Here is an 18,729-nt window from a genome sequence, read left to right on the forward strand (position 1 = left end):
CCGGGCTGACGGGTGGGGCCGGACTGTTGTCTCACGGGGTGGCCGGGCGCCGGACGGCTGCGTGGTTCCGGTCCGCGGGCAGCAGGATCCCCGGGTTGAGCAGCCCGGCGGGGTCCAGGCTCCGCTTGACGGCGCACAGGGCCCGGGCGCCGAGGGGGCCGGCCTCGCGGACGTACCAGTCGCGGTGGTCGGTGCCGACCCCGTGGTGGTGGGTGATGGTGCCGCCGGTGGCGAGGATCGCCTCGTTGGCGGCGTGCTTGGCCCGCGCCCAGTGCGCCACCGCGTCCTCGCCCTGGGCGGAGACGACCGTGAAGTACAGGGAGGCGCCGTTCTCGTAGACGTGCGAGATGTGGCACATGACCAGCGGTGGCGTCCCGGCCTCGGTGAGGGTGCCGGTGAGGGCGTCGCGGACCGCGGCGTACAGGGCGGGGAGGCGGGACCAGTAGGCCGCCGTCTCCAGGGTCTCGGCGAGCGCCCCGGCGTCGAGCAGCGCGTCGCGCAGGTACGGCGCCGAGTAGCGGCCGTGGGCCCAGCGCTCCCCCGGTTCCTCGCCGGCGAAGGTGCCGCCGCTCTCGCGCAGCACGGGGGCGGCGCCCTCCCGGCGGTGCGCGGTGTCCTCCTCGGTGCCCTCGAAGCCGACGACCGCGAGGCATCCGGTGTCCCGCCGTGCGAGGGTGTCGCCGAGGGCGTCGGGCTGGGCGAGGCCGATCAGCGTCTCGGCCTCGTCGGACAGCCTCAGCACCGTGGGACGCGGGCCGTCCTGGGCGAGGCGGCGCAGGGCCGCGGTGCCGTCGTCGAAGGAGGCGAAGCGCCAGCCCTCGTAGCGGCGGACGCGCGGCACGGGGCGGACGCGCACGGTGACGGAGGTGATGACGCCGAAGGCCCCCTCCGAGCCCAGCACGAGCTGGCGCAGGTCGGGTCCGGCCGCCGAGCGGGGGGCACGGCCGGTGTCGAGGGTCCCCTCGGGAGTGGCGAGGGTCAGGCCGAGGACCATGTCGTCGAAGCGGCCGTAGCCGGCGGAGGCCTGTCCGCTGGAGCGGGTCGCGGCGAAGCCGCCGATGGTGGCCCACTCGTAGGACTGGGGGAAGTGCCCGAGGGTGTACCCGTGTCCGGCGAGCAGCGCCTCGGCCTCGGGTGCGCGCAGGCCGGGTTGCAGGGTGGCGGTGCGGGAGACCTCGTCGAGGCCGAGCAGGCGGTTCATGCGCCGCAGGTCGAGGGCGACGAAGGGCCGGCCGCGACCGGGGGCGAGACCGCCGACGACGGAGGTGCCGCCGCCGAACGGGACGACGGCGAGGCCGTGTCGGGCGCAGGCCTCCAGCACGGCGAGGACCTCGTCGTGGCTGTCCGGGAGGACGACGGCGGCCGGGGTGTCGGCGGTGTCGCCGGCGCGTATCCGCAGCAGGTCGGGGGTGGACTTGCCGCGGGTGTGCCGGACGCGGGTCTCCGCGTCCGTGCGCAGGCACTCCGCGCGGTCGCCGACGGCGGCCGCGAGCGCTCGGTGGGCGGCGGCGTCCAGCGGCGACCGGGGCACCTCGATCTCCTCCAGCGCTACGGACGCGGCCTCGCTGGGCCGGACGCCGAGCAGCTCGCCGAGCAGACCGGTCACCGTGTCGGGCAGCGGCGTCGCCCGGTCCGGATCGCCCCAGCCGTTCCACAGCATGTCCATGGCCTGTCGTCCTCACGGTCGGTGCGGGGATGCCGTCGGCGTGGCCCCACGGGCGTTACACTGTTACACATGACGCCTAATCGTCACAACCACTCGGGCCGACCGGACCCCGCGGGCAACGACGCGGTGCTCGACGCCGTGCGCGACTGCGTCCTGGCCGTCGGTGTCCGCCGTACGACCATGACCGACGTGGCCCGCCGGGCCGGCGTCTCCCGGATGACGCTCTACCGGCGCTGGCCCGACGTACGGTCCCTGGTCGGCGACCTGATGACCCGCGAATGGGTCGCGGTGGCCACCGGGGCCGTCCCCGGACCCCGGGCGGGCCTGGACACGCGCACCCGCATGGTCGAGGGGCTCGTGGCGGGCGTGGCGGCCTTCCGCGACCACCCGCTCTTCCGCAAGATCGTCGACGTCGATCCCGAGCTGCTGCTGCCCTACGTCCTGGACCGCCGGGGGGCGAGCCAGGAGGCGCTGCTGGAGCTGCTGGCCCGGTCCGTGCGGGAGGGGCACACCGACGGGTCGGTGCGCCCGGGGCACCCCGAGCGGCAGGCCCGGTCCCTGCTGCTGGTCGTCCAGTCCTTCGCCCTGTCGCTGCGGACCATGACCGACGAGGACGACGCCGAGCTGTCCCCCGCGGCCTTCCTGGCGGAGCTGCGCACCGTCCTGGAGAGGACCCTCACGCCATGACCCCGACCAGCGTCCCCGCCGCCGGGGCCTCCCTGTCCGCGGCCCGGCGCTCGCGCGAACTGGCCGACGCCGTCGGCGGCCCCGTCGTGGACGTCCTGGTCGTCGGCCTCGGCGCGACCGGTGCGGGCACCGCCCTGGACGCCGCGGCCCGCGGTCTGAGCGTCGTCGCGGTGGACGCGCACGACCTGGCCTTCGGCACCTCCCGCTGGAGCTCCAAGCTCATCCACGGCGGCCTGCGCTACCTCGCCTCCGCCCAGCTCGACGTCGCCCACGAGAGCGCGGTGGAGCGCGGCGTGCTGATGGAGCGCACCGCGCCCCACCTCGTGGGCGCCCAGCCGTTCGTGCTCCCGCTGACCCCGCTGGTCTCCCGCGGCCGGGCGGCCCTCGCGTGGGCCGGGTTCCGGGCCGGCGACTCCCTGCGTCTGGCGGCGCGCACGGCGCGGGCCACGCTGCCCGCGCCGCGCCGGCTCTCCGCCGTGGAGACCCGCCACCTCGCGCCGGCGCTCCGCCCCGACCGGCTGCGCGGCGGCCTGCTGTCCTGGGACGGCCGGCTCACCGACGACGCCCGGTTGGTGACGGCGCTCGCCCGGACCGCCGCCGCGCGGGGCGCCCGCGTCCTGACCCGTGTCCGCGCCCTGGAGCTGACCTCGTCCGGCGCCCGGATACGCGACGAGGTCACCGGTGAGGAGGGTGTGATCCGGGCCCGCGCGGTGATCAACGCGTCCGGCGTGTGGGCGGGCGGCCTCGTGGACGGCATCCGGGTCCGGCCCTCCCGCGGGACCCACCTCGTCCTGCGCTCCGACCGGCTCGGCCCGCTCCCGGCGGGCCTGCACGTGCCGGTCCCTGGGGAGACCGACCGCTTCGTCCTCGTGCTGCCGCAGGGCGACGGCCGCGTCTACGTGGGACTGACCGACGAGCCCGTCGACGGGGAGATCCCGGACGTGCCCGAGGTGCCGGAGAGCGACGTGGGCTTCCTGCTCGACGTGCTCGGCTCCGTGCTGGACGTGCCGGCCCGGCGCGCGGACGTCGTCGGGGCCTTCGCGGGCCTGCGCCCGCTGCTGGACACCACGCCCGCCGGCCGGCCGGGCGGCGGGCCCCGTACGGCGGACGTCTCCCGTCGGCACGCCGTGCTCACCTCGTCGGAGGGGGTGATCACCGTGGTCGGCGGCAAGCTCACCACGTACCGGCGCATGGCCGAGGACGCGGTGGACGCCGCCGTCGCCGCCCGCCGGCTGGCCGCCGGCCCGTCCCGCACCGCCGCGCTGCCCCTGGTCGGCGCCGCCGCGCCGCACGCCCTGGCCGCGCTGCGCGCCCCGCGCCGCCTGGTGCGGCGCTACGGCACCGAGGCACCGGCCGTCCAGGCCCTCGCCGCCCGAGATCCCCGGCTCGGCGAGCGCGTCCTGCCGGACCACCCCGTCACCGGGGCCGAACTGCTCTGGGCGCTGCGCCACGAGGGAGCCCTCGACGAGGCCGACCTGCTCGACCGGCGCACCCGCATCGGGCTGGTGCCCGCCGACCGCGCGGCGGCGCTGGACACCGCTCGCGCTCTCGTCGGCGAGGTCGCGGACGCGCAGGCCTGAACCCCGCCGGGCCCGGCGGGGTTCAGCCCGCACCGCTCAGGTGCCCTGGCCCCCGTCCTGGACGGCCTTGCGGACCTTCGCCTCGATCTTGTGCCGGGACTGGCCCCCTTCCTTGATGTACTCCGTCATCGCGGACTGCGCGTCCCGGTCCAGGTCGCGCCACGCCCGTACGGCGGTCTCGTACGTCTGCGACTGCCGTCGGGTCCACTCATGCTGCGTAGGAGGCCCGTACGAGTCGCGCAGCTCCTCGACCCGGTGCTGTGCCAGGTCCGCCGCGCGGCGCTTGTGCACGAGCTCCTCGAATGTGTGTGCCACCACATCTCGACCGTAGTCAGCGCAGCGCGGTCGCGCGCGTCGAGCCCGTCGGGGCCGGTCAGGAGGACCGCGTCCGCGCCCCACGGCCTCGTGCACCGGGGCCCGGTGCGACGGCGCCGGGCACGGTGGCCGGCCGTCCGCCGGACCACCGCCCCCGGCGCCGGGCTCAGCGCAGCGGCAGGCGCGCGTACACCGTCTTGCCCGTCGCGTGGGGCTTGGTGATCACTTCGTCGCACAGGCGCGTCACGATCTCCAGGCCGTGCCGGCCGACCCGCAGGGGGTCGCGGGGCAGGAACGTGGGAAACCCGTCCCCCGTGTCCGACACGGCGATCTCCACGCCGCCCTCCACCAGGGTCAGCTCCAGCCGACAGGGTCCGGGCGCGTGCCGGAGCGCGTTGGTCACCAGCTCGGTGGCGACCAGGCGGGCGGCGTCGAGGAAGCTGTCGGCCAGCTCCACGTTCCCCTCGCCGAGTCGCCCGACGAAGCCGTGCACGACGTCCCGGGAGGCGGGGATCATCGCCGAGCCGCCCCTGAATTCCACCGCCGTGGACACGGCGGAGGCGTCCGCGGCATCGGGTCCGTGCGCCGGAGTCATACAGAGCCTCACTGTCCGGTCCGGGGCCGAGTGGGGCGCGCGGGCCCCTGCCCCCTCACGATACGCACCGGGACGGTTCTTACCGGCACCTTGCCCCAACTTCTGTTGGACGCGCCGTTTTTGACCGCCGCCTTGCCGGGGAGCACCGGGCATGACCGGGGGCGCACCGGGCCGGGCTCGGCTGCGGCCCGGTGCGCCGGCGCCACCCGGACGGGCGCACCGATGCGCTGGGCCCGCCCTGCGGGCCGGGGCTCGGCGCGGGCCCTGAGGCCCCGGTACCCGCCGACGGAGTTCCGCGTCGGGCCGGGTGCCGGCCTTGTCCTCCTCTGCGCGGACGCGCGGGGACCGACCCCACGACATCGTCCGGCCGGTCGTCACCCGTCGCCCGTCCCACGGGGTGCCCCTCGCCTCCTGCGGCGCGGCAGTGTAGACATGGGCACATGGTCCGGCTGAGGGGTCGATCGGGAGAGCGGTCACCCCGTCGTCCCAGCGGTCCCCTCGCCCGACGCCGGCGAGACGAGGACCGTTCACGGCGGGGAGCAGGCGCGGGACGGCGGCGGCGTGCCGCGGCTGTGCGCTCGGCGCTGTCCGGACGCAGTGTCGCGGGTCAGGTCTTCGTCCTGAACGTGGTCATCGTGCTGCTGCTCGTGGTGGCCGCGGTGGTCGCTCTGGTGCTCCAGGTACGGCACGACAGCGAGACGGAGGCACGCAACCGGTCGGCCGCCGTGGCCGCGACGTTCGCCGACGCCCCCGGCACCCGCGAGGCGCTGCGCGCCCCCGACCCCACCGCGCTCCTCCAGCCACGGGCCGAGGCGACACGCAGGGCGACGGGCGTGGACTTCGTCGTCGTCATGAACACCGACGGGATCCGCTACACCCACCCCCGGACCGACCGCATCGGCAAGAAGTTCGTGGGCAACATCGCCCCCGCGCTGGCCGGGAAGACGGTGACGGAGGAGATCGAGGGCACCCTGGGGCCGCTGGTCCAGGCGGTCGTCCCGGTCGAGGCGCCCGACGGCACGGTCGTGGGTCTGGTCTCGGCCGGCATCACCACGGAGAACGTGGGCGGCGTCGCCGACCGGCAGCTCCCGCTGGTCCTGACCGCGGCGGCCGTCGGGCTCGCGCTGGCCACGGGAGGCACGGCGCTCGTCAGCCGACGGCTGCTGCGGCAGACGCACGGCCTGGGGCCGCACGAGATGACCCGGATGTACGAACACCACGACGCGGTCCTGCACTCCGTCCGGGAGGGCGTGCTCATCGCCGGCGGTGAGGGCCGCCTGCTGCTCGCCAACGACGAGGCGCGCCGCCTGCTCGACCTGCCCGCCGACGCCGAGGGGCGGCACGTGCTCGACCTCGGGCTCCCGGCCGACACGGCGGAGCTGCTGGCCTCCCAAAAGGCCGCGACGGACGAGGTGCACCTGGTCAAGGACCGGCTGCTGGCGGTCAACCAGCGGCCCACGGACGTACGGGGCGGCCCGGCCGGCAGCGTCGCCACACTGCGCGACTCCACGGAGCTGCGGGCCCTGTCCGGACGGGCCGAGACCGCCCGGGAGCGCCTGGACATGCTGTACGACGCCGGCGTGGGCATCGGCACCAGCCTGGACGTCACCCGTACGGCCGAGGAGCTGGCGGAACTGGCGGTGCCCCGTTTCGCGGACTTCGTCAGCGTGGACCTGTACGACGCCGTACTGGCGGGCGGTCAGCCGGAGGGCGCGACGCGGCTGAGCCGAGCCGCGCTCGGCGGCATCCGCGAGGACGCTCCGCTCTACCCGGTGGGCCCGGGGATCCACTACGCGCCGTCCACCCCGCACGGCCGGGCCCTGAGCACCGGCCGGCCCGTGCTGGAAGCCCGCCTCGGCCGGGCCCGGGACTGGCGGGCACAGGACCTCGAACGCACCGCCCAGGTGATGGAGTTCGGCATCCACTCACTGATCACGGTGCCGCTGCGGGCGGGCACCCTGGTGCTCGGGGTGGTCGGCTTCTGGCGTTCGGACAAGCCCGAGCCGTTCGACGAGGACGAACTGGCCCTCGCCGAGGAACTGGTCGCACGCGCCGCGGTCTCCATCGACAACGCGCGTCGCTACACGCGCGAGCACAACATGGCGGTGACCCTCCAGCGCAGCCTGCTGCCCCGCAGGATGCCCGACCAGAACGCCCTGGACGTCGCCTACCGTTACCTGCCCGCCCAGGCGGGGGTCGGCGGGGACTGGTTCGACGTGCTGCCGCTGTCAGGGGCCCGCGTCGCGCTCGTGGTCGGCGACGTCGTCGGCCACGGGCTGCACGCCGCGGCCACCATGGGACGGCTGCGGACGGCCGTGCACAACTTCACCGCCCTCGACCTGCCGCCCGACGAACTGCTGAGCCTGCTGGACGAGCTGGTCGGCCGCATCGACCAGGACGAGTCGGCCGACGAGAGCAGCGCGCCGGTCACCGGCGCGACCTGCCTCTACGCCATCTACGACCCGGTCTCCCGCGCCTGTGTGCTCGCCCGCGCCGGTCACCCGCCCCCGGCGCTGATCCACCCCGACGGCCGCGTCGAATTCCCCGAGGTGACCGCCGGCCCTCCGCTGGGCCTGGGCGGCCTCCCGTTCGAGACGACCGAGCTGCGCCTGGCGGAGGGCAGCCGGCTGGTCCTGTACACCGACGGACTGGTCGAGGACCGGCAGCACGACATCGACGTGGGCCTGGAACAACTGCGCCGGGCTCTCGAGACGGCAGGCGAGTCGCCCGAGGAGACGTGCCGGTCCGTCCTCGACGCCCGGCTCCCCGAGCGCCCGGGCGACGACATCGCGCTGCTCGTCGCCCGCACGCACGCGCTCGGTCCCGGCCGGGTCGCGGAATGGGCGGTTCCGTCCGACCCGGCGGCGGTCGGCGAGGTGCGGGCCCGGGTCACGCGGCGGTTGACGGAGTGGGGGCTGGACGACCTGGCGTTCACGACGGAGCTGATCCTGAGCGAGCTGGTCACCAACGCGATCCGGTACGGCGGCGAGACCGTCCACGTCCGGGTCCTGCGCGACCGCAGCCTCGTCTGCGAGGTGTTCGACAGCAGCAGTACCTCGCCCCATCTGCGCTACGCCGCGATGACGGACGAGGGCGGGCGCGGACTGTTCCTCGTCGCGCAGCTCGCCGAGCGCTGGGGCACCCGCTACACCCCGGCCGGCAAGGTCATCTGGGCCGAGCAGCCCATCCCCTGACCCAGGCGGGACCGCCCGACGCGTCACGCGGGCCGCGGAACCGGGTGGTTCCGCGGCCCGCGTGACGCGTCGGCGTCAGTGCCGGAACGCGTCCTTGCCTTTCTCCTTGGCGTGCCGGGCGTCGCCCTTGGCCTGCTCGGCGCGGCCCTCGGCCGTCATCCTCTCGTTGCCGGCGGCCCGGCCGGCGGCTTCCTTGGCCTTCCCCTTGACCTGTTCCATCTTGGCCTTGGACTTCTTGTTGCCGGCCACAGTGGTTCACCTCTCGGCGTCGGCTTGCGGTGTCCTGCCCTACGGGTGCCCTTCCCCGCGAGGCCAAACCCGGCGGCGGCCCGCCCGGGTGGTCGCGGGACCTCGGGGTAGGAGGACAGACGAGGAGAACCGTCGTCGCCCTGGAGGTCGTCATGGCCGGAATACTGGACCGCATCAAGCGCTTCGCGCGCAGCCCGCAGGGCCGCCGGGCGGTGGAGCAGGCGCGGCGCGCGGCCTCGGACCCCCGCCGCCGCGCGCAGGCCCAGGAGATGCTGCGGAAGTTCGGGAAGCGCCGGTGAGCGAGGGCCGGTCCGTGCACCGCACGGCGGAGGAGGCGTGACGGAGGGTCCGCGCACGCGTCCGCCGGTGTCGCCCGTCGGCATCAGGACGCCCGGGACCCCCGCAGCCCCTGGAGGAGCAGCTCGATCAGGTGCCGGGGGTCGTAGCGGGGGTCGGTGTCGCGCCCGATGCAGAGGTTGCCGATGCCACGCATCAGCTCGTAGGGGCGTGTGCCGGGGCTGATGTCGCCGGCGTCGACCGCGGCGTCGAGCAACTGGGCGCAGACGGGCTCCAACCGGTCGACGAGGTAGGTGTGCAGCGCGGCGAAGCGGTTGCTGTCGGACTGCAGCGCGTCGGCGAGGCCGTGCTTGGTGACCAGGAAGTCGACGAAGAGGTCGATCCACTGGCGCAGTGCGTCGAACGGGGAGTCGGCGTCGGCCAGCAGATTCGGGCCGGCCTCGGCGCACGCCTCGATCTGGTGGCGGTAGACGGCGGTGACGAGATCCGCACGGGTCGGGAAGTGACGGTAGATCGTGGCCATGCCGACACCCGCCCGGGCCGCGATCTGGCGGATCGGCGCGTCGACGCCCGAGGTGACGAACACCTCGGCGGCCGCGGCGAGTACCGCCTGCTGGTTACGGAGTGCGTCGGCCCGCTTGCTTCGGGCCGGCGCCTTCCCGCTGGGGCCGGTGGGGCTCTCGGTGGGCATGACGCTTTCCCTCTGACGCCGCTTGACAAAACGGAGCGGTGCACCGGATATTCTTCTGGAGCATCGCTCCGCTTCAGGTTAGCCGAAGCGCGCCGCCGCCTGCGACCTGCCCGCGCACGCCTGCCCCCGCCGACTGCCCGCGCACACCTGCCCCCACCACCGCGGGTCCGGCCTCCGCGTCCGCGCCGCACGATGGCCACGCCCCACGCGCCCGGACCGGGCGACACCGAGACCGGCGAACCTCACACGCGATCCCGCGCCCACCACCGCCGGCCCCCCGCGGCCCCCGGTCGGAGCCCTATCCCTGGTCCGCAGGGCGACGATCGTCACGTCGAGCAGGATCATGGACCCGGCGACCAGGGTCACCCACCGGGCCCGCCACCGGTTCGGGGCCGGGCGGCCGTCGGGACGGTGCACGGGGGGACTCCTTCACGACGGGCGGGGCGAGCGAGGGCGCGACCGTGGCGCCTCACGCCCGCGTCAGCCGTGGCGTGGAGTTCAAAACAGTTCGCACCCGCCCGGCCACCCGCCCCGGCCCCGGCCCCGGCCCCACCGACCACAAACCCATGCCATGAGTTGCCATAAGTTCGGCTTATGGGCTCATAGACCGGACCCGCGTACCGACTTAGGCTTGCCTTAGCTTAGGCTTCCCCGAGAGTCGATCTGTCACCGCTCGAAGGGAACCTGAACATGCCCCGCCCTCTGCGGGTAGCCATCGTCGGATCCGGCCCGGCCGGGATCTACGCCGCCGACGCCCTGCTCAAGTCCGAGGTGGCCGCCGACCTCGGTGTGTCCATCGACATCTTCGAGCGCATGCCCGCCCCGTTCGGACTGATCCGTTACGGCGTGGCACCCGACCACCCGCGGATCAAGGGCATCATCACCGCCCTGCACCAGGTGCTCGACAAGCCGCAGGTCCGTCTCTTCGGCAACGTGGACTACCCGACCGACATCAGCCTGGACGACCTGCGCACGTTCTACGACGGTGTGATCTTCGCCACGGGCGCCATGGCCGACCGGGCGCTGCCCATCCCCGGCATCGACCTCGACGGCTCCTACGGTGCCGCCGACTTCGTGTCCTGGTACGACGGCCACCCGGACGTACCGCGCACCTGGCCGCTGGAGGCGGAGAAGGTCGCCGTCCTCGGTGTCGGGAACGTCGCCCTCGACGTGGCCCGCGTCCTGGCCAAGACGGCGGACGAGCTGCTGCCGACCGAGATCCCGCCGAACGTCTACGAGGGCCTGAAGGCCAACAAGGCGATGGAGGTCCACGTCTTCGGCCGCCGCGGACCGGCGCAGGCGAAGTTCAGCCCGATGGAACTGCGGGAGCTGGACCACTCCCCCAACATCGAGGTCATCGTCGACCCCGAGGACATCGACTACGACGACGGTTCGATCGCGACCCGGCGCGGCAACAAGCAGGCCGACATGGTCGCCAAGACGCTGGAGAACTGGGCGATCCGCGACGTCGGCGACCGCCCGCACAAGCTGTTCCTGCACTTCTTCGAGTCGCCGGCCGAGATCCTCGGCGAGGACGGCAAGGTCGTCGGCCTGCGCACCGAGCGCACCGCGCTGGACGGCACCGGCAACGTCAAGGGCACCGGAGAGTTCAAGGACTGGGACGTGCAGGCGGTCTACCGGGCCGTCGGCTACCTGTCCGACCAGCTCCCCAAGCTGCCCTGGGACATCGACTCGGGCACGGTCCCGGACGAGGGCGGGCGCGTCATCCAGGAGTCCGGCGAGCACCTCCGGTCGACGTACGTCACCGGCTGGATCCGGCGTGGTCCGGTCGGCCTGATCGGCCACACCAAGGGCGACGCCAACGAGACGGTGTCCAACCTGCTGGACGACTACGCCAACGGCCGTCTCCAGACGCCCGCGTCGCCGGTCCCGGAGTCCGTGGACGCCTTCCTCACCGAGCGGAACATCCGTTTCACCACCTGGGACGGCTGGTACCGCCTCGACGCGGCGGAGAGGGCGCTGGGCGAGCCGCAGGGGCGCGAGCGTGTGAAGCTCGTCGAGCGCGAGGACATGCTCCGGGAGAGCGGCGCCTGATCCGGCGGTCCGGCACCGGCGGCCTTCGGCGAGGCCCCGGTGCCGGCCGTCACGCGGACGGCCCGTCCGACCCGTTCGTCCGCGCGCCGCACCCGGCGCGGGCGGCGGCCCGGCGGACCGATAACCGGTTGCCTGCCGGTGATGGTCCCGGTGCAATGTCCGGCATGGTCACCCAGGTGCGCCCGCCACGGCGGGACGAGACAAGCGCGTACCACCGGACCTCGGCACCCCGCGAGGCGGCCGACGCGACGGACGGCGACGCATGAGTACGCCACCGCCGCCGTCCGGTGCGGAGCGCACCGACGGGGCAGCCGTCCGGATCGGCGCTCTCGTTCCGTTGAGCCGGCCCGGCTGGGTCGAGGCGGGCCGCCACCTGCTCGCCGGACTCGAGCTGGCCGTTCGCGAGGTCAACGACGCCGGGGGAATCGCCGGAAGACCACTCGAGCTGGTGGTCCGGGACACCGCGGCCGATCCGCGGCGGGCCGCGGCGGCCGTGGACGAACTCGCCGGCCTGGGTGTGGCCGCCCTGGCCGGCGAGTACCACAGCGTCGTCGCTCGCGCCGCTGCCGCCAGGGCCGACGCCCTCGGTCTGCCCTTCCTGTGCTCGTCGGCGGTCCTCGACGCGCTCACCGAGCGGCCGACGCCATGGGTCGCACGCCTCGCCCCGGCGCAGTCCCACGGCTGGCGGATCTACGCGGACTTCCTCCTCGGCGGGGGCCACCGTCGCATCGCCGTGGCGGCCGAGTCGAGTGTCTACTGGGCGTCCGGGGCCCGCATCCTGCGGGACCACGTCGCTCCGCGCGGCGGCACCGTCGCCGCACTCGACATGGGCGCGCTCACCCCCGGGGCCGTGTCCGACGCGCTCGTCGACCGTCGTGCGACGGCCCTCCTTCTCCTGGTCGGCCACCCGGAGCCTGCCGTGTCGATCGTCGAGGCGGTCCGCCGCGACCAGCGCCTCGCCGGGACCATGATCGGCGCCCCGGCCGGGCAACCGGAGTTCGCGCGATGGGCGGCGTCCCTGGGCGGCGCCGGCGCCGGGATCCCGTTCCTGCGCTACCTGCCCGAGCGCCTGGGCCCGCTCGGCGCACGAGTCGGAACGGCCCTTCGCGAGCGGCTGGCCGAGGCGCCCTCCTTCGTCGCCCTCGAGGGCTACGACACGGTCGCCGTCCTCGCGGAGGTGCTGCGTTCCCACGGCGTGGACCGGGCGCGCGTTGCCGGGTCCTGGCCGTGCGTCGCGGTCGAAGGCACCCGCGGGCCGATCCGGTTCTCGCGGACGCCGGGCATCGGCGTGTGGCAGTGGGCCTGGCCGCCCGTCCAGGTCGTCGACCGGGACCCGGCGGATCCCGGCCGCTTCCGGGTCCTCCACGCCGGCTGAGGCGGCCGGCCGGGAAGGGACGGGAACGGGCCGGGTGGGGCCGGGGACGGGAAGTGTCCTGTCCCCGGCCCCACCCGGCGAGCGGTCCGTACGACGGTCAGACCTCCAGCTCGGACTCGATCCGGCGCAGTTGGTGGCGGGCCATCGCGAGGTTGGCGCGGCTCGCGTCGAGCACCAGGTAGAGGAACAGCCCGTCGCCGCCACGCCCCTTGAGCAGGCGGATCAGATGGTACTGGCTGCTGAGGGTGATCAGGATGTCCTCGATCTCCTCCTTCAGACCGAGGTGCTCCATCGTGCGCAGCTTGGACCGCACGACGTCGGTGTTGCCGGCGGCTGCGACCTCGAGGTTGAAGTCCTTGCTCCCGCCGAGCGTGCCGAGGGCCATGCCGCTGGTGTAGTCGACCAGCGCGACGGCGGTCGCTCCGTCGATGGAGCTCAGGCATTCCTTGAGGGAGGTCTCCAGGTTGGCCATGCGTGGGTTCCTTTCCGGACGTGATCAGTACGCGATCGGTGGATCAGGTCGGCCGGCGGTCGAGGCCGGCCGGGGCAATCGGCTGGTGGGCGGGGAGCGGCGGGGTGCGCACCGGCAGGGTGCCGATGGGCCGGGCGGCGTCCGCGGGCGGCGTGGTGCCGTGTTCGCCGGACGGGGGACGGCCGCGCTCCGGGCCGAGGTGGGCGACGACCAGCTCCCCGACCCGGGCGCCGCTGCGCCGCCCCTCCAGGTGCAGCCGTCCCACGTTGACCCGGCCGTCGGCGAGCAGGGTGAGGACGGCGGCCGGCCCGGCGGCGTACGTGGCGACGTAGCCGTCGGTCCCGCGCAGCAGCAGCTCGCGGAACCCTCCGCGCGCGGTGGCGTCGGCCATGCGGTGCGCGACGCCGAGCGCCGCGGCGGTCAGCGCGGCGAGGCCCTCGGGTTCGGTGCCCGGCGCGTCGTGGGCGAGGACGAGCCCGTCGACGGTGGCCGCGAGCGAGCCGGTCAACTGGGGTACGCGGTGGCGGAGTCGGTGCAGTTCGTCCAGGACGTCGCTCTCGACGGCCATGAGCTGTCTCCTTTCGGCACGCTGGCGGCGCGCGCGGATCACAGGGCCTCCAGGGCGTCTCGAAGCCGTCGCAGCAGGGCCGTGTCCGGGTCGTCCCACACCACGCCGCGCGGCTCCGGGGCGGGGGTCGTGGGAGCGGACGGCGCGGCGGTGACGAGGCCGTCGGCGGCCAGGCGGCGCAGTTCGACGAGGGTGTGGTACGTGCGGCAGGCGAGCGCCGAGGCGATCTCGGAGGCGGTGCGGACGCCGTCGACCTGCGTCAGGGTCCGGCTGCGCCGCACCGGCAGGTCGGCGGGGCCGGCGTCGGTGACCCGGGTGAGGGGGACGGCGTCGATGTCGGGGTCCGGCCATATGCGGTCCAGCAGGGCGCGACGGCGTGCGGACTCGCGGACGACGACGTCCACCGGTACGGACCGGACCGCGCCGAGCCAGTGCGCGGCACCGGGCCGGAAGCGGTGCGCGCGCGTGCCGGGGGCGACGGCGAAGTACGCGGCGTCGAAGAGCGCGCCGAGGTGGCACAGTTCCAGCGCTCCGGCGGCGAGCCGGCCGCTGTCCACGAGCCGGTGCCCGACCCGGTGCTGCCTCCCGCCCCGGTCGACCGCGTCCCACCAGCCGTCCGGTGCGACGGTGCCGCTGCGGATGAGTAGTGCGCCGAGGTCGGGGGTGAAGGGGGACTCCACGTGCACGACACGGCCCGCGGAGAGGTAGACGATCCCCCGCTCGCCCGAGAGGGCACCGGTCGCCCCTTCGGCCGCGAGTGCTCCGAGGGCCGCCGATGTCGTCCCGTGCGGGGCCCCGGTGGTCGTGACCCTTGTCATCCGAGCACCAGACGATCCGCCGTCCCGGCCAGCCGGATGCGGGCCAGGGCCAGGTTCCCGTCGTGGCGGTCCAGCCACAGGTGGAGGAAGACGGTGCTGTCGAAGGGGGTGCTGACGAACCTGAGCAGGTGGTAGGCGTCGCCGGTCGTGGCGATGATGTCCTCGACCGGCGGTTCCTTCTCCGCCGCGGCGGCACCGGCCGCGGCCAGGGAGCCGCTCTCCGCGACGTGCCGCGCCAGTTCCGCGCTCTCCGCGGCCGTCGCCTCCCAGTCGCCGCCGGGCGCGTCACCGACGGCGCCCAGGGCGAGCCCGCTGATCCAGTCGACCAGCGACGCACCCCGCGCGCCGGGCAGTCGCATGGCTTCCAGCAGACTCTCGTCGATTCCGGGCACGCCGGATCTCCCTCCCCTGCACGGCTGTACCGCGAACGTGATGCCGAGACTACGGAACGTGTACGCATCCGGTGAGCGCTTTGGCATTTTCCAGAGGAACGTGCGCGCGCTGCGGCATACTGCGGAATTTCAGCCGTGCGAAGGCTTGGCGGGGGCGCGCGGCCGGGCCTGCCCGCGCCACGCGGGAACGGCGCCGCTTGGGGGGTGGCCGCACTCCCGGCGCGCATATCCCGGGCGCTTCCCGGCGCGCATCCCTGGCGCGTCTCGCGCGCCTCCCGCGCACGGGGGCGTGAGCACGCCGGGACGGGCAACCCGGGGTGCATGGCCCGACTGCACCTCCCCCATCGCGGGAAGCACACGAAGGACGGCACGGACGGCACGCCGGCCGGCACCGCCGCCGGCGCGGCGGAGGACTCGCCGGACGCCTCGGCTCCCGAGGACTACGGCCCGCGGCCCGCCACCGAGCGCGCCGCTCCCGATTCCCCCACGCAGCTGCCGAAGCGCTCGTGGTCCGCGCTGCTGCGGCGCGTACTGGCCGAGTTCAAGGACGACGAGCTGACCGACCGCGCCGCCGCCCTGACCTACTACGGGATCCTGTCGCTGTTCCCGGCCCTGCTGGTGCTGGTCTCCCTGCTGGGGATCGCCGGGCGCTCGGCCACCCAGGAGGTGCTGGACAACCTCCAGAAGCTCGCTCCCGGTTCCGCGCGGGACGTCATCACCGACGCGGTGGCTCAGTTGCAGGCGAAGGCGGGTCTGGGCTCCGTGCTGGCGGTGGTCGGACTGGTCGGCGCCGTCTGGTCGGCGTCCGGCTACGTGGCCGCGTTCATCCGCGCGGCGAACGCGGTCTACGACATGCCCGAGGGACGTCCGGTCTGGAAGGTGCTGCCACTGCGGGTGGCCCTGACGGTGGTGCTGCTGGTGCTCGCCGTGGTCAGCTCGCTCATCGTCGTGTTCACCGGCGCCCTGGCCCGGCAGGCGGGCACCGCGCTCGGCGTCGGCGACAGCGCGCTGACCGTGTGGTCGATCGCGAAGTGGCCGGTACTGGTCGTGCTGGTCATGTTGATGATCGGGATCCTCTACTGGGCCACCCCGAACGCGCGGGTCAAGGGCTTCAAGTGGATCTCACCGGGCAGTTTCGTCGCCCTGCTGATCTGGCTGGTCGCCTCCGCGGGGTTCGCCTTCTACGTGGCGAACTTCGGCTCGTACAACAAGACCTACGGCACCCTCGCCGGAGTCATCATCTTCCTGGTGTGGCTGTGGGTGACGAACCTGGCCATCCTCCTCGGCCTGGAGTTCGACGCCGAACTGGCCCGGCAGCGCGTCATCGACGGCGGCCATCCGCCCGACCGGGAACCGTACGTCGAGCCGCGCGACACCCGCACCTGGGACGAGGCGGACCGGCGGCGCGCGGCACCGGACGAGTGACCCCCGGCCCCGCCGGCGAAGGGCGGGGCCGGCCCGGGCCCCTACGGGAGGATGGAGTCGACGTATCCCCCGTCGACGCGCACGGCCGCGCCGGTCGTGGCGGACGCCCGGGGGGAGCTGAGGTAGACCACGAGGTTGGCGATCTCCTCCGGCTCGATCAGCCGCTGGAGCAGCGACTGCGGACGGTGTTCGCGCATGAAGACGCGCTGGGCCTCGTCCCAGGGCAGGTCGCGGTCGACCAGCTGGTACACGAAGTCCTCGACGCCCTCGGTGTGGGTGGGTCCGGCGATGACGGAGTTCACCGTGACGCCGCTGCCGGCGGCCTCCTTGGCGAAGCCGCGGCTCACCGCGAGCAGTGCCGTCTTGGACACGCCGTAGTGGATCATCTCCGCCGGGATGACGACGGCCGAGTCACTCGCGATGTACAGCACCCGGCCCCAGCCCCGTTCCTTCATTCGGGGGAGGTGGGCGCGCGTGAGCCTGACACCCGCGAGCACGTTGATCTCGAAGTAGCGGCGCCACTCGTCGTCGCTGATCTCCAGCGCGGGCACGGCACCGAAGACGCCGAGGTTGTTCACCAGGACGTCCACGTCGGGCAGCGTCTCGAGGGCCCGCTCGGCGCCCTCCTCGGTGCCGAGATCGGCCGCGACCGGGACGAACACGCCGTCCGGCACCTCGGCCCGCAGTTTCCCGACGCTTTCCTCCAGGCGGGCGGCGTCGCGTCCGTTGACGCCCACGGTGGCGCCGGCCCGGGCCAGTCCGGCGGCGATGGCCGCCCCGATGCCCTGTGAGGAGCCGGTCACCAGCGCGGTTCGTCCGTCGAGGTCGAGATTCATCCGGTCGCTCCTTCTCGTGCCGTACGGTCCGTCGTCCTACTTCCTGCCCACCCTCGCCCACGGCGCACGCCGGACCCGCCGACCGCACCGTGGCCGCTCCGCGGCCCGCCCGGTCGGCGGACCCCGAGTGCTCCGTACTGGCCTGCGGCGACGATACTGGCCTGTATCCGTTCCCCTGCTTCCCCATGGACTCATGCCGACCTCTTCGACCGCCCGCCCCACGACTCCGCCCACGCTGTGGACCGCTCGCGGCCGCCACGTCGGATCCGCGGCGGAGGACACCGTCCGGCGCACCCTCCAGCGGCTCAAGGACAGCCGTGTCCTCGACGACTTCCTGGAGCTGCCCGAGGAGACGCCGGACACCGGCCCGCGCGTCTTCGAGGCGCGCTGGAAGGCCCCCGGCGGCGTCACCGTCCGGGCCAGGCTGATCCTGGAGCCCGGATCGGCCGGCGGGCAGACGTGGACGCTGCTCGCGGAGGCCGAGGAGGTCTGGGACACCGCCTGGCCCTCCCCCGCCACCATGTTCTGGCCCGACGACCCGGACGTCACCTGGGACCGGGACATCGCCACGGGACTGCGGCTGCGGGGCATCAACACCCTGCCGGACGACGACAAGGCCGTACGCCGGCTGCTCAAGGAGGCCGGGCGCAGCCCGTGGAACATCCACGTCGTCGTGCACGAGGCGATGACCCCCGACCACCGCGGCCGGGTGCCGCTCGCGGACCGGCTGCCGCCCGGCCTGCGGCACCTGGTGGTCGAGCACCGCGCCGCGCCGCAGCAACTGCGGGTCGTGAACTGGGCTCTGGAGGACTTCGGCGTCCAGGTGCCGCGCGGCGGCGCCGTGGTCCTGCCCGGCACTCCGGCGCCCTCCGGCTACGACGCCCAGGAGTGCTCCGTCCGCACCGTCTTCCTGGACGGATCCGAGCCGACCGGCCTGATCGCGGCGGTGACGGCCTTCGCCGCGCTGCCCAGGCCGCTGCCGGACGGCGCGGAGGACGCCCTCACGGCGCTGCGGGACGACTGGCGGCTGCTGACCCTCCAGGAAGAGCTGGAGCGCGAGCGCAAGCTGGTCGCCATGTACGCCGAGGCGCTGGAGGCCATGACGCAGTCCCGGGACCTGTACCGGGAGGCGGCCGAACGCGCGACCGAGGCGCTGGCCGCGTACCGGGAGTCCGCCGGGGCGGCCCCCTCGGGGCCACCGCCGGCCGAGTCCCCGCTGCCGTCCCCGCTGCGGGGGCTGACCCGCACCCTGGAACGGTTCAGGAGCTCCGGCCGGGCCCCGCGCTCCGAGACCGGACACCGGGAGGCCACCCAGCCGCCGGCCGATCCCGGGGACTGACGGCGGCACGCGCCGCACTCCGCGCGGCTCCGGCCCGCTCCCGGCCGACCGCCCCGGGCCGTCGGCCGGCCGGGAGCGGGACACGGCCGCCGCCGGGACCGGGCGTGTGTCAGCCGGCGCAACCTGGATACGCGGACTGCACGGCAGTACGGCCCGCCCCGGAAGGTCATCGACG

The 18,729-nt window shown here is 74.5% G+C and carries 18 protein-coding genes; 8 read left to right on the forward strand and 10 right to left on the reverse strand.

Annotated features, from left to right (window positions below; genetic code table 11):
- Positions 1-31: 31 nt before the first annotated feature.
- Complete coding sequence (locus KUM32_RS03965; protein ID WP_217140356.1) at positions 32-1,666, reverse strand: FAD-binding oxidoreductase; 1,635 nt, start codon at positions 1,664-1,666, stop codon at positions 32-34.
- A 69-nt stretch (positions 1,667-1,735) separates the two neighbouring features.
- Here KUM32_RS03965 and KUM32_RS03970 point away from each other — a divergent pair, with 69 nt between their 5' ends.
- The gene (locus tag KUM32_RS03970) at positions 1,736-2,353 is read left to right on the forward strand and encodes a TetR/AcrR family transcriptional regulator (RefSeq protein WP_217140357.1); all 618 of its coding nucleotides are present in this window, start codon (positions 1,736-1,738) and stop codon (positions 2,351-2,353) included.
- Positions 2,350-3,933, forward strand: coding sequence for a glycerol-3-phosphate dehydrogenase/oxidase (locus KUM32_RS03975; RefSeq protein WP_217140358.1), 1,584 nt, complete (start codon positions 2,350-2,352; stop codon positions 3,931-3,933). Before KUM32_RS03970 ends, KUM32_RS03975 begins: the two co-directional genes overlap by 4 nt.
- Before the next feature lie 36 nt (positions 3,934-3,969).
- Here KUM32_RS03975 and KUM32_RS03980 read toward each other — a convergent pair whose 3' ends face one another.
- Both KUM32_RS03980 and KUM32_RS03985 read right to left on the reverse strand, forming a co-directional pair.
- Positions 3,970-4,248 carry a hypothetical protein gene (locus tag KUM32_RS03980; RefSeq protein ID WP_308408587.1) on the reverse strand — a complete coding sequence of 93 codons (279 nt, stop codon included), beginning with the start codon at positions 4,246-4,248 and terminating at the stop codon, positions 3,970-3,972.
- A 166-nt stretch (positions 4,249-4,414) separates the two neighbouring features.
- Positions 4,415-4,843: an ATP-binding protein gene (locus KUM32_RS03985; RefSeq protein WP_217140359.1), complete on the reverse strand. Its 429-nt coding sequence runs from the start codon at positions 4,841-4,843 to the stop codon at positions 4,415-4,417.
- Positions 4,844-5,283: 440 nt separating this feature from the next.
- Here KUM32_RS03985 and KUM32_RS03990 point away from each other — a divergent pair, with 440 nt between their 5' ends.
- Positions 5,284-8,037 carry a SpoIIE family protein phosphatase/ATP-binding protein gene (locus tag KUM32_RS03990; RefSeq protein WP_217140360.1) on the forward strand — a complete coding sequence of 918 codons (2,754 nt, stop codon included), beginning with the start codon at positions 5,284-5,286 and terminating at the stop codon, positions 8,035-8,037.
- A gap of 75 nt (positions 8,038-8,112) precedes the next feature.
- Here KUM32_RS03990 and KUM32_RS03995 read toward each other — a convergent pair whose 3' ends face one another.
- Positions 8,113-8,286 carry a CsbD family protein gene (locus KUM32_RS03995; protein ID WP_217140361.1) on the reverse strand — a complete coding sequence of 58 codons (174 nt, stop codon included), beginning with the start codon at positions 8,284-8,286 and terminating at the stop codon, positions 8,113-8,115.
- A 152-nt stretch (positions 8,287-8,438) separates the two neighbouring features.
- Between KUM32_RS03995 and KUM32_RS04000 the strand changes: the two genes are divergently transcribed.
- Positions 8,439-8,585, forward strand: coding sequence for a hypothetical protein (locus KUM32_RS04000; protein WP_217140362.1), 147 nt, complete (start codon positions 8,439-8,441; stop codon positions 8,583-8,585).
- Between the two features lie 83 nt (positions 8,586-8,668).
- On the opposite strand, the gene KUM32_RS04005 is transcribed toward KUM32_RS04000, so the two are convergent.
- Positions 8,669-9,274 (reverse strand): TetR/AcrR family transcriptional regulator, encoded by a 606-nt coding sequence (locus tag KUM32_RS04005; RefSeq protein ID WP_217140363.1) that lies wholly within the window; start codon positions 9,272-9,274, stop codon positions 8,669-8,671.
- 690 nt (positions 9,275-9,964) lie between these two features.
- Here KUM32_RS04005 and KUM32_RS04010 point away from each other — a divergent pair.
- A complete protein-coding gene (locus tag KUM32_RS04010) occupies positions 9,965-11,329 on the forward strand; it encodes an FAD-dependent oxidoreductase (protein ID WP_217140364.1) in 1,365 nt (454 codons plus the stop codon).
- 262 nt (positions 11,330-11,591) lie between these two features.
- The gene (locus KUM32_RS04015; protein ID WP_217140365.1) at positions 11,592-12,704 is read left to right on the forward strand and encodes an ABC transporter substrate-binding protein; all 1,113 of its coding nucleotides are present in this window, start codon (positions 11,592-11,594) and stop codon (positions 12,702-12,704) included.
- A gap of 97 nt (positions 12,705-12,801) precedes the next feature.
- Here the strand turns inward: KUM32_RS04015 and KUM32_RS04020 are convergent, their stop codons facing one another.
- The 4 genes from KUM32_RS04020 to KUM32_RS04035 are packed head-to-tail and all read right to left on the reverse strand — an operon-like array spanning position 12,802 to position 14,954.
- Positions 12,802-13,176, reverse strand: a complete 375-nt coding sequence (locus KUM32_RS04020; protein WP_217140366.1) for a hypothetical protein — start codon at positions 13,174-13,176, stop codon at positions 12,802-12,804.
- Between the two features lie 43 nt (positions 13,177-13,219).
- Entirely contained in the window at positions 13,220-13,744 is a 525-nt protein-coding gene (locus KUM32_RS04025; protein ID WP_217140367.1) for a roadblock/LC7 domain-containing protein, read from the reverse strand.
- 38 nt (positions 13,745-13,782) lie between these two features.
- Positions 13,783-14,562 carry a hypothetical protein gene (locus tag KUM32_RS04030; protein ID WP_217140368.1) on the reverse strand — a complete coding sequence of 260 codons (780 nt, stop codon included), beginning with the start codon at positions 14,560-14,562 and terminating at the stop codon, positions 13,783-13,785.
- The gene (locus KUM32_RS04035; RefSeq protein WP_217140369.1) at positions 14,559-14,954 is read right to left on the reverse strand and encodes a hypothetical protein; all 396 of its coding nucleotides are present in this window, start codon (positions 14,952-14,954) and stop codon (positions 14,559-14,561) included. The genes KUM32_RS04030 and KUM32_RS04035 overlap by 4 nt, the downstream gene beginning before the upstream one ends.
- A 321-nt stretch (positions 14,955-15,275) precedes the next feature.
- On the opposite strand from KUM32_RS04035, the gene KUM32_RS04040 reads away from it, so the two are divergent.
- Positions 15,276-16,379 carry a YihY/virulence factor BrkB family protein gene (locus tag KUM32_RS04040; protein ID WP_217140370.1) on the forward strand — a complete coding sequence of 368 codons (1,104 nt, stop codon included), beginning with the start codon at positions 15,276-15,278 and terminating at the stop codon, positions 16,377-16,379.
- A gap of 41 nt (positions 16,380-16,420) precedes the next feature.
- Here the strand turns inward: KUM32_RS04040 and KUM32_RS04045 are convergent, their stop codons facing one another.
- Positions 16,421-17,215: an SDR family NAD(P)-dependent oxidoreductase gene (locus KUM32_RS04045; protein WP_217140371.1), complete on the reverse strand. Its 795-nt coding sequence runs from the start codon at positions 17,213-17,215 to the stop codon at positions 16,421-16,423.
- 193 nt (positions 17,216-17,408) lie between these two features.
- Between KUM32_RS04045 and KUM32_RS04050 the strand changes: the two genes are divergently transcribed.
- Positions 17,409-18,554, forward strand: a complete 1,146-nt coding sequence (locus KUM32_RS04050) for a hypothetical protein (RefSeq protein ID WP_217140372.1) — start codon at positions 17,409-17,411, stop codon at positions 18,552-18,554.
- The last annotated feature ends 175 nt before the right edge of the window (positions 18,555-18,729 follow it).

The organism is Streptomyces sp. AC627_RSS907 (assembly GCF_019049165.1).

Excerpts from the sequence above, each read along its gene's own strand:
- KUM32_RS04025 (WP_217140367.1), bottom strand. The coding sequence starts at position 13,744 with ATGGCCGTCGAGAGCGACGTCCTGGACGAACTGCACCGACTCCGCCAC.
- KUM32_RS04045 (WP_217140371.1), bottom strand. The coding sequence starts at position 17,215 with ATGAATCTCGACCTCGACGGACGAACCGCGCTGGTGACCGGCTCCTCA.
- KUM32_RS04005 (WP_217140363.1), bottom strand. The coding sequence starts at position 9,274 with ATGCCCACCGAGAGCCCCACCGGCCCCAGCGGGAAGGCGCCGGCCCGA.
- KUM32_RS03990 (WP_217140360.1), top strand. The coding sequence starts at position 5,284 with ATGGTCCGGCTGAGGGGTCGATCGGGAGAGCGGTCACCCCGTCGTCCC.
- KUM32_RS04050 (WP_217140372.1), top strand. The coding sequence starts at position 17,409 with ATGCCGACCTCTTCGACCGCCCGCCCCACGACTCCGCCCACGCTGTGG.
- KUM32_RS04000 (WP_217140362.1), top strand. The coding sequence starts at position 8,439 with ATGGCCGGAATACTGGACCGCATCAAGCGCTTCGCGCGCAGCCCGCAG.
- KUM32_RS04020 (WP_217140366.1), bottom strand. The coding sequence starts at position 13,176 with ATGGCCAACCTGGAGACCTCCCTCAAGGAATGCCTGAGCTCCATCGAC.
- KUM32_RS04040 (WP_217140370.1), top strand. The coding sequence starts at position 15,276 with ATGGCCCGACTGCACCTCCCCCATCGCGGGAAGCACACGAAGGACGGC.
- KUM32_RS04010 (WP_217140364.1), top strand. The coding sequence starts at position 9,965 with ATGCCCCGCCCTCTGCGGGTAGCCATCGTCGGATCCGGCCCGGCCGGG.
- KUM32_RS03970 (WP_217140357.1), top strand. The coding sequence starts at position 1,736 with ATGACGCCTAATCGTCACAACCACTCGGGCCGACCGGACCCCGCGGGC.
- KUM32_RS04015 (WP_217140365.1), top strand. The coding sequence starts at position 11,592 with ATGAGTACGCCACCGCCGCCGTCCGGTGCGGAGCGCACCGACGGGGCA.
- KUM32_RS04030 (WP_217140368.1), bottom strand. The coding sequence starts at position 14,562 with ATGACAAGGGTCACGACCACCGGGGCCCCGCACGGGACGACATCGGCG.
- KUM32_RS03975 (WP_217140358.1), top strand. The coding sequence starts at position 2,350 with ATGACCCCGACCAGCGTCCCCGCCGCCGGGGCCTCCCTGTCCGCGGCC.
- KUM32_RS03965 (WP_217140356.1), bottom strand. The coding sequence starts at position 1,666 with ATGGACATGCTGTGGAACGGCTGGGGCGATCCGGACCGGGCGACGCCG.
- KUM32_RS03985 (WP_217140359.1), bottom strand. The coding sequence starts at position 4,843 with ATGACTCCGGCGCACGGACCCGATGCCGCGGACGCCTCCGCCGTGTCC.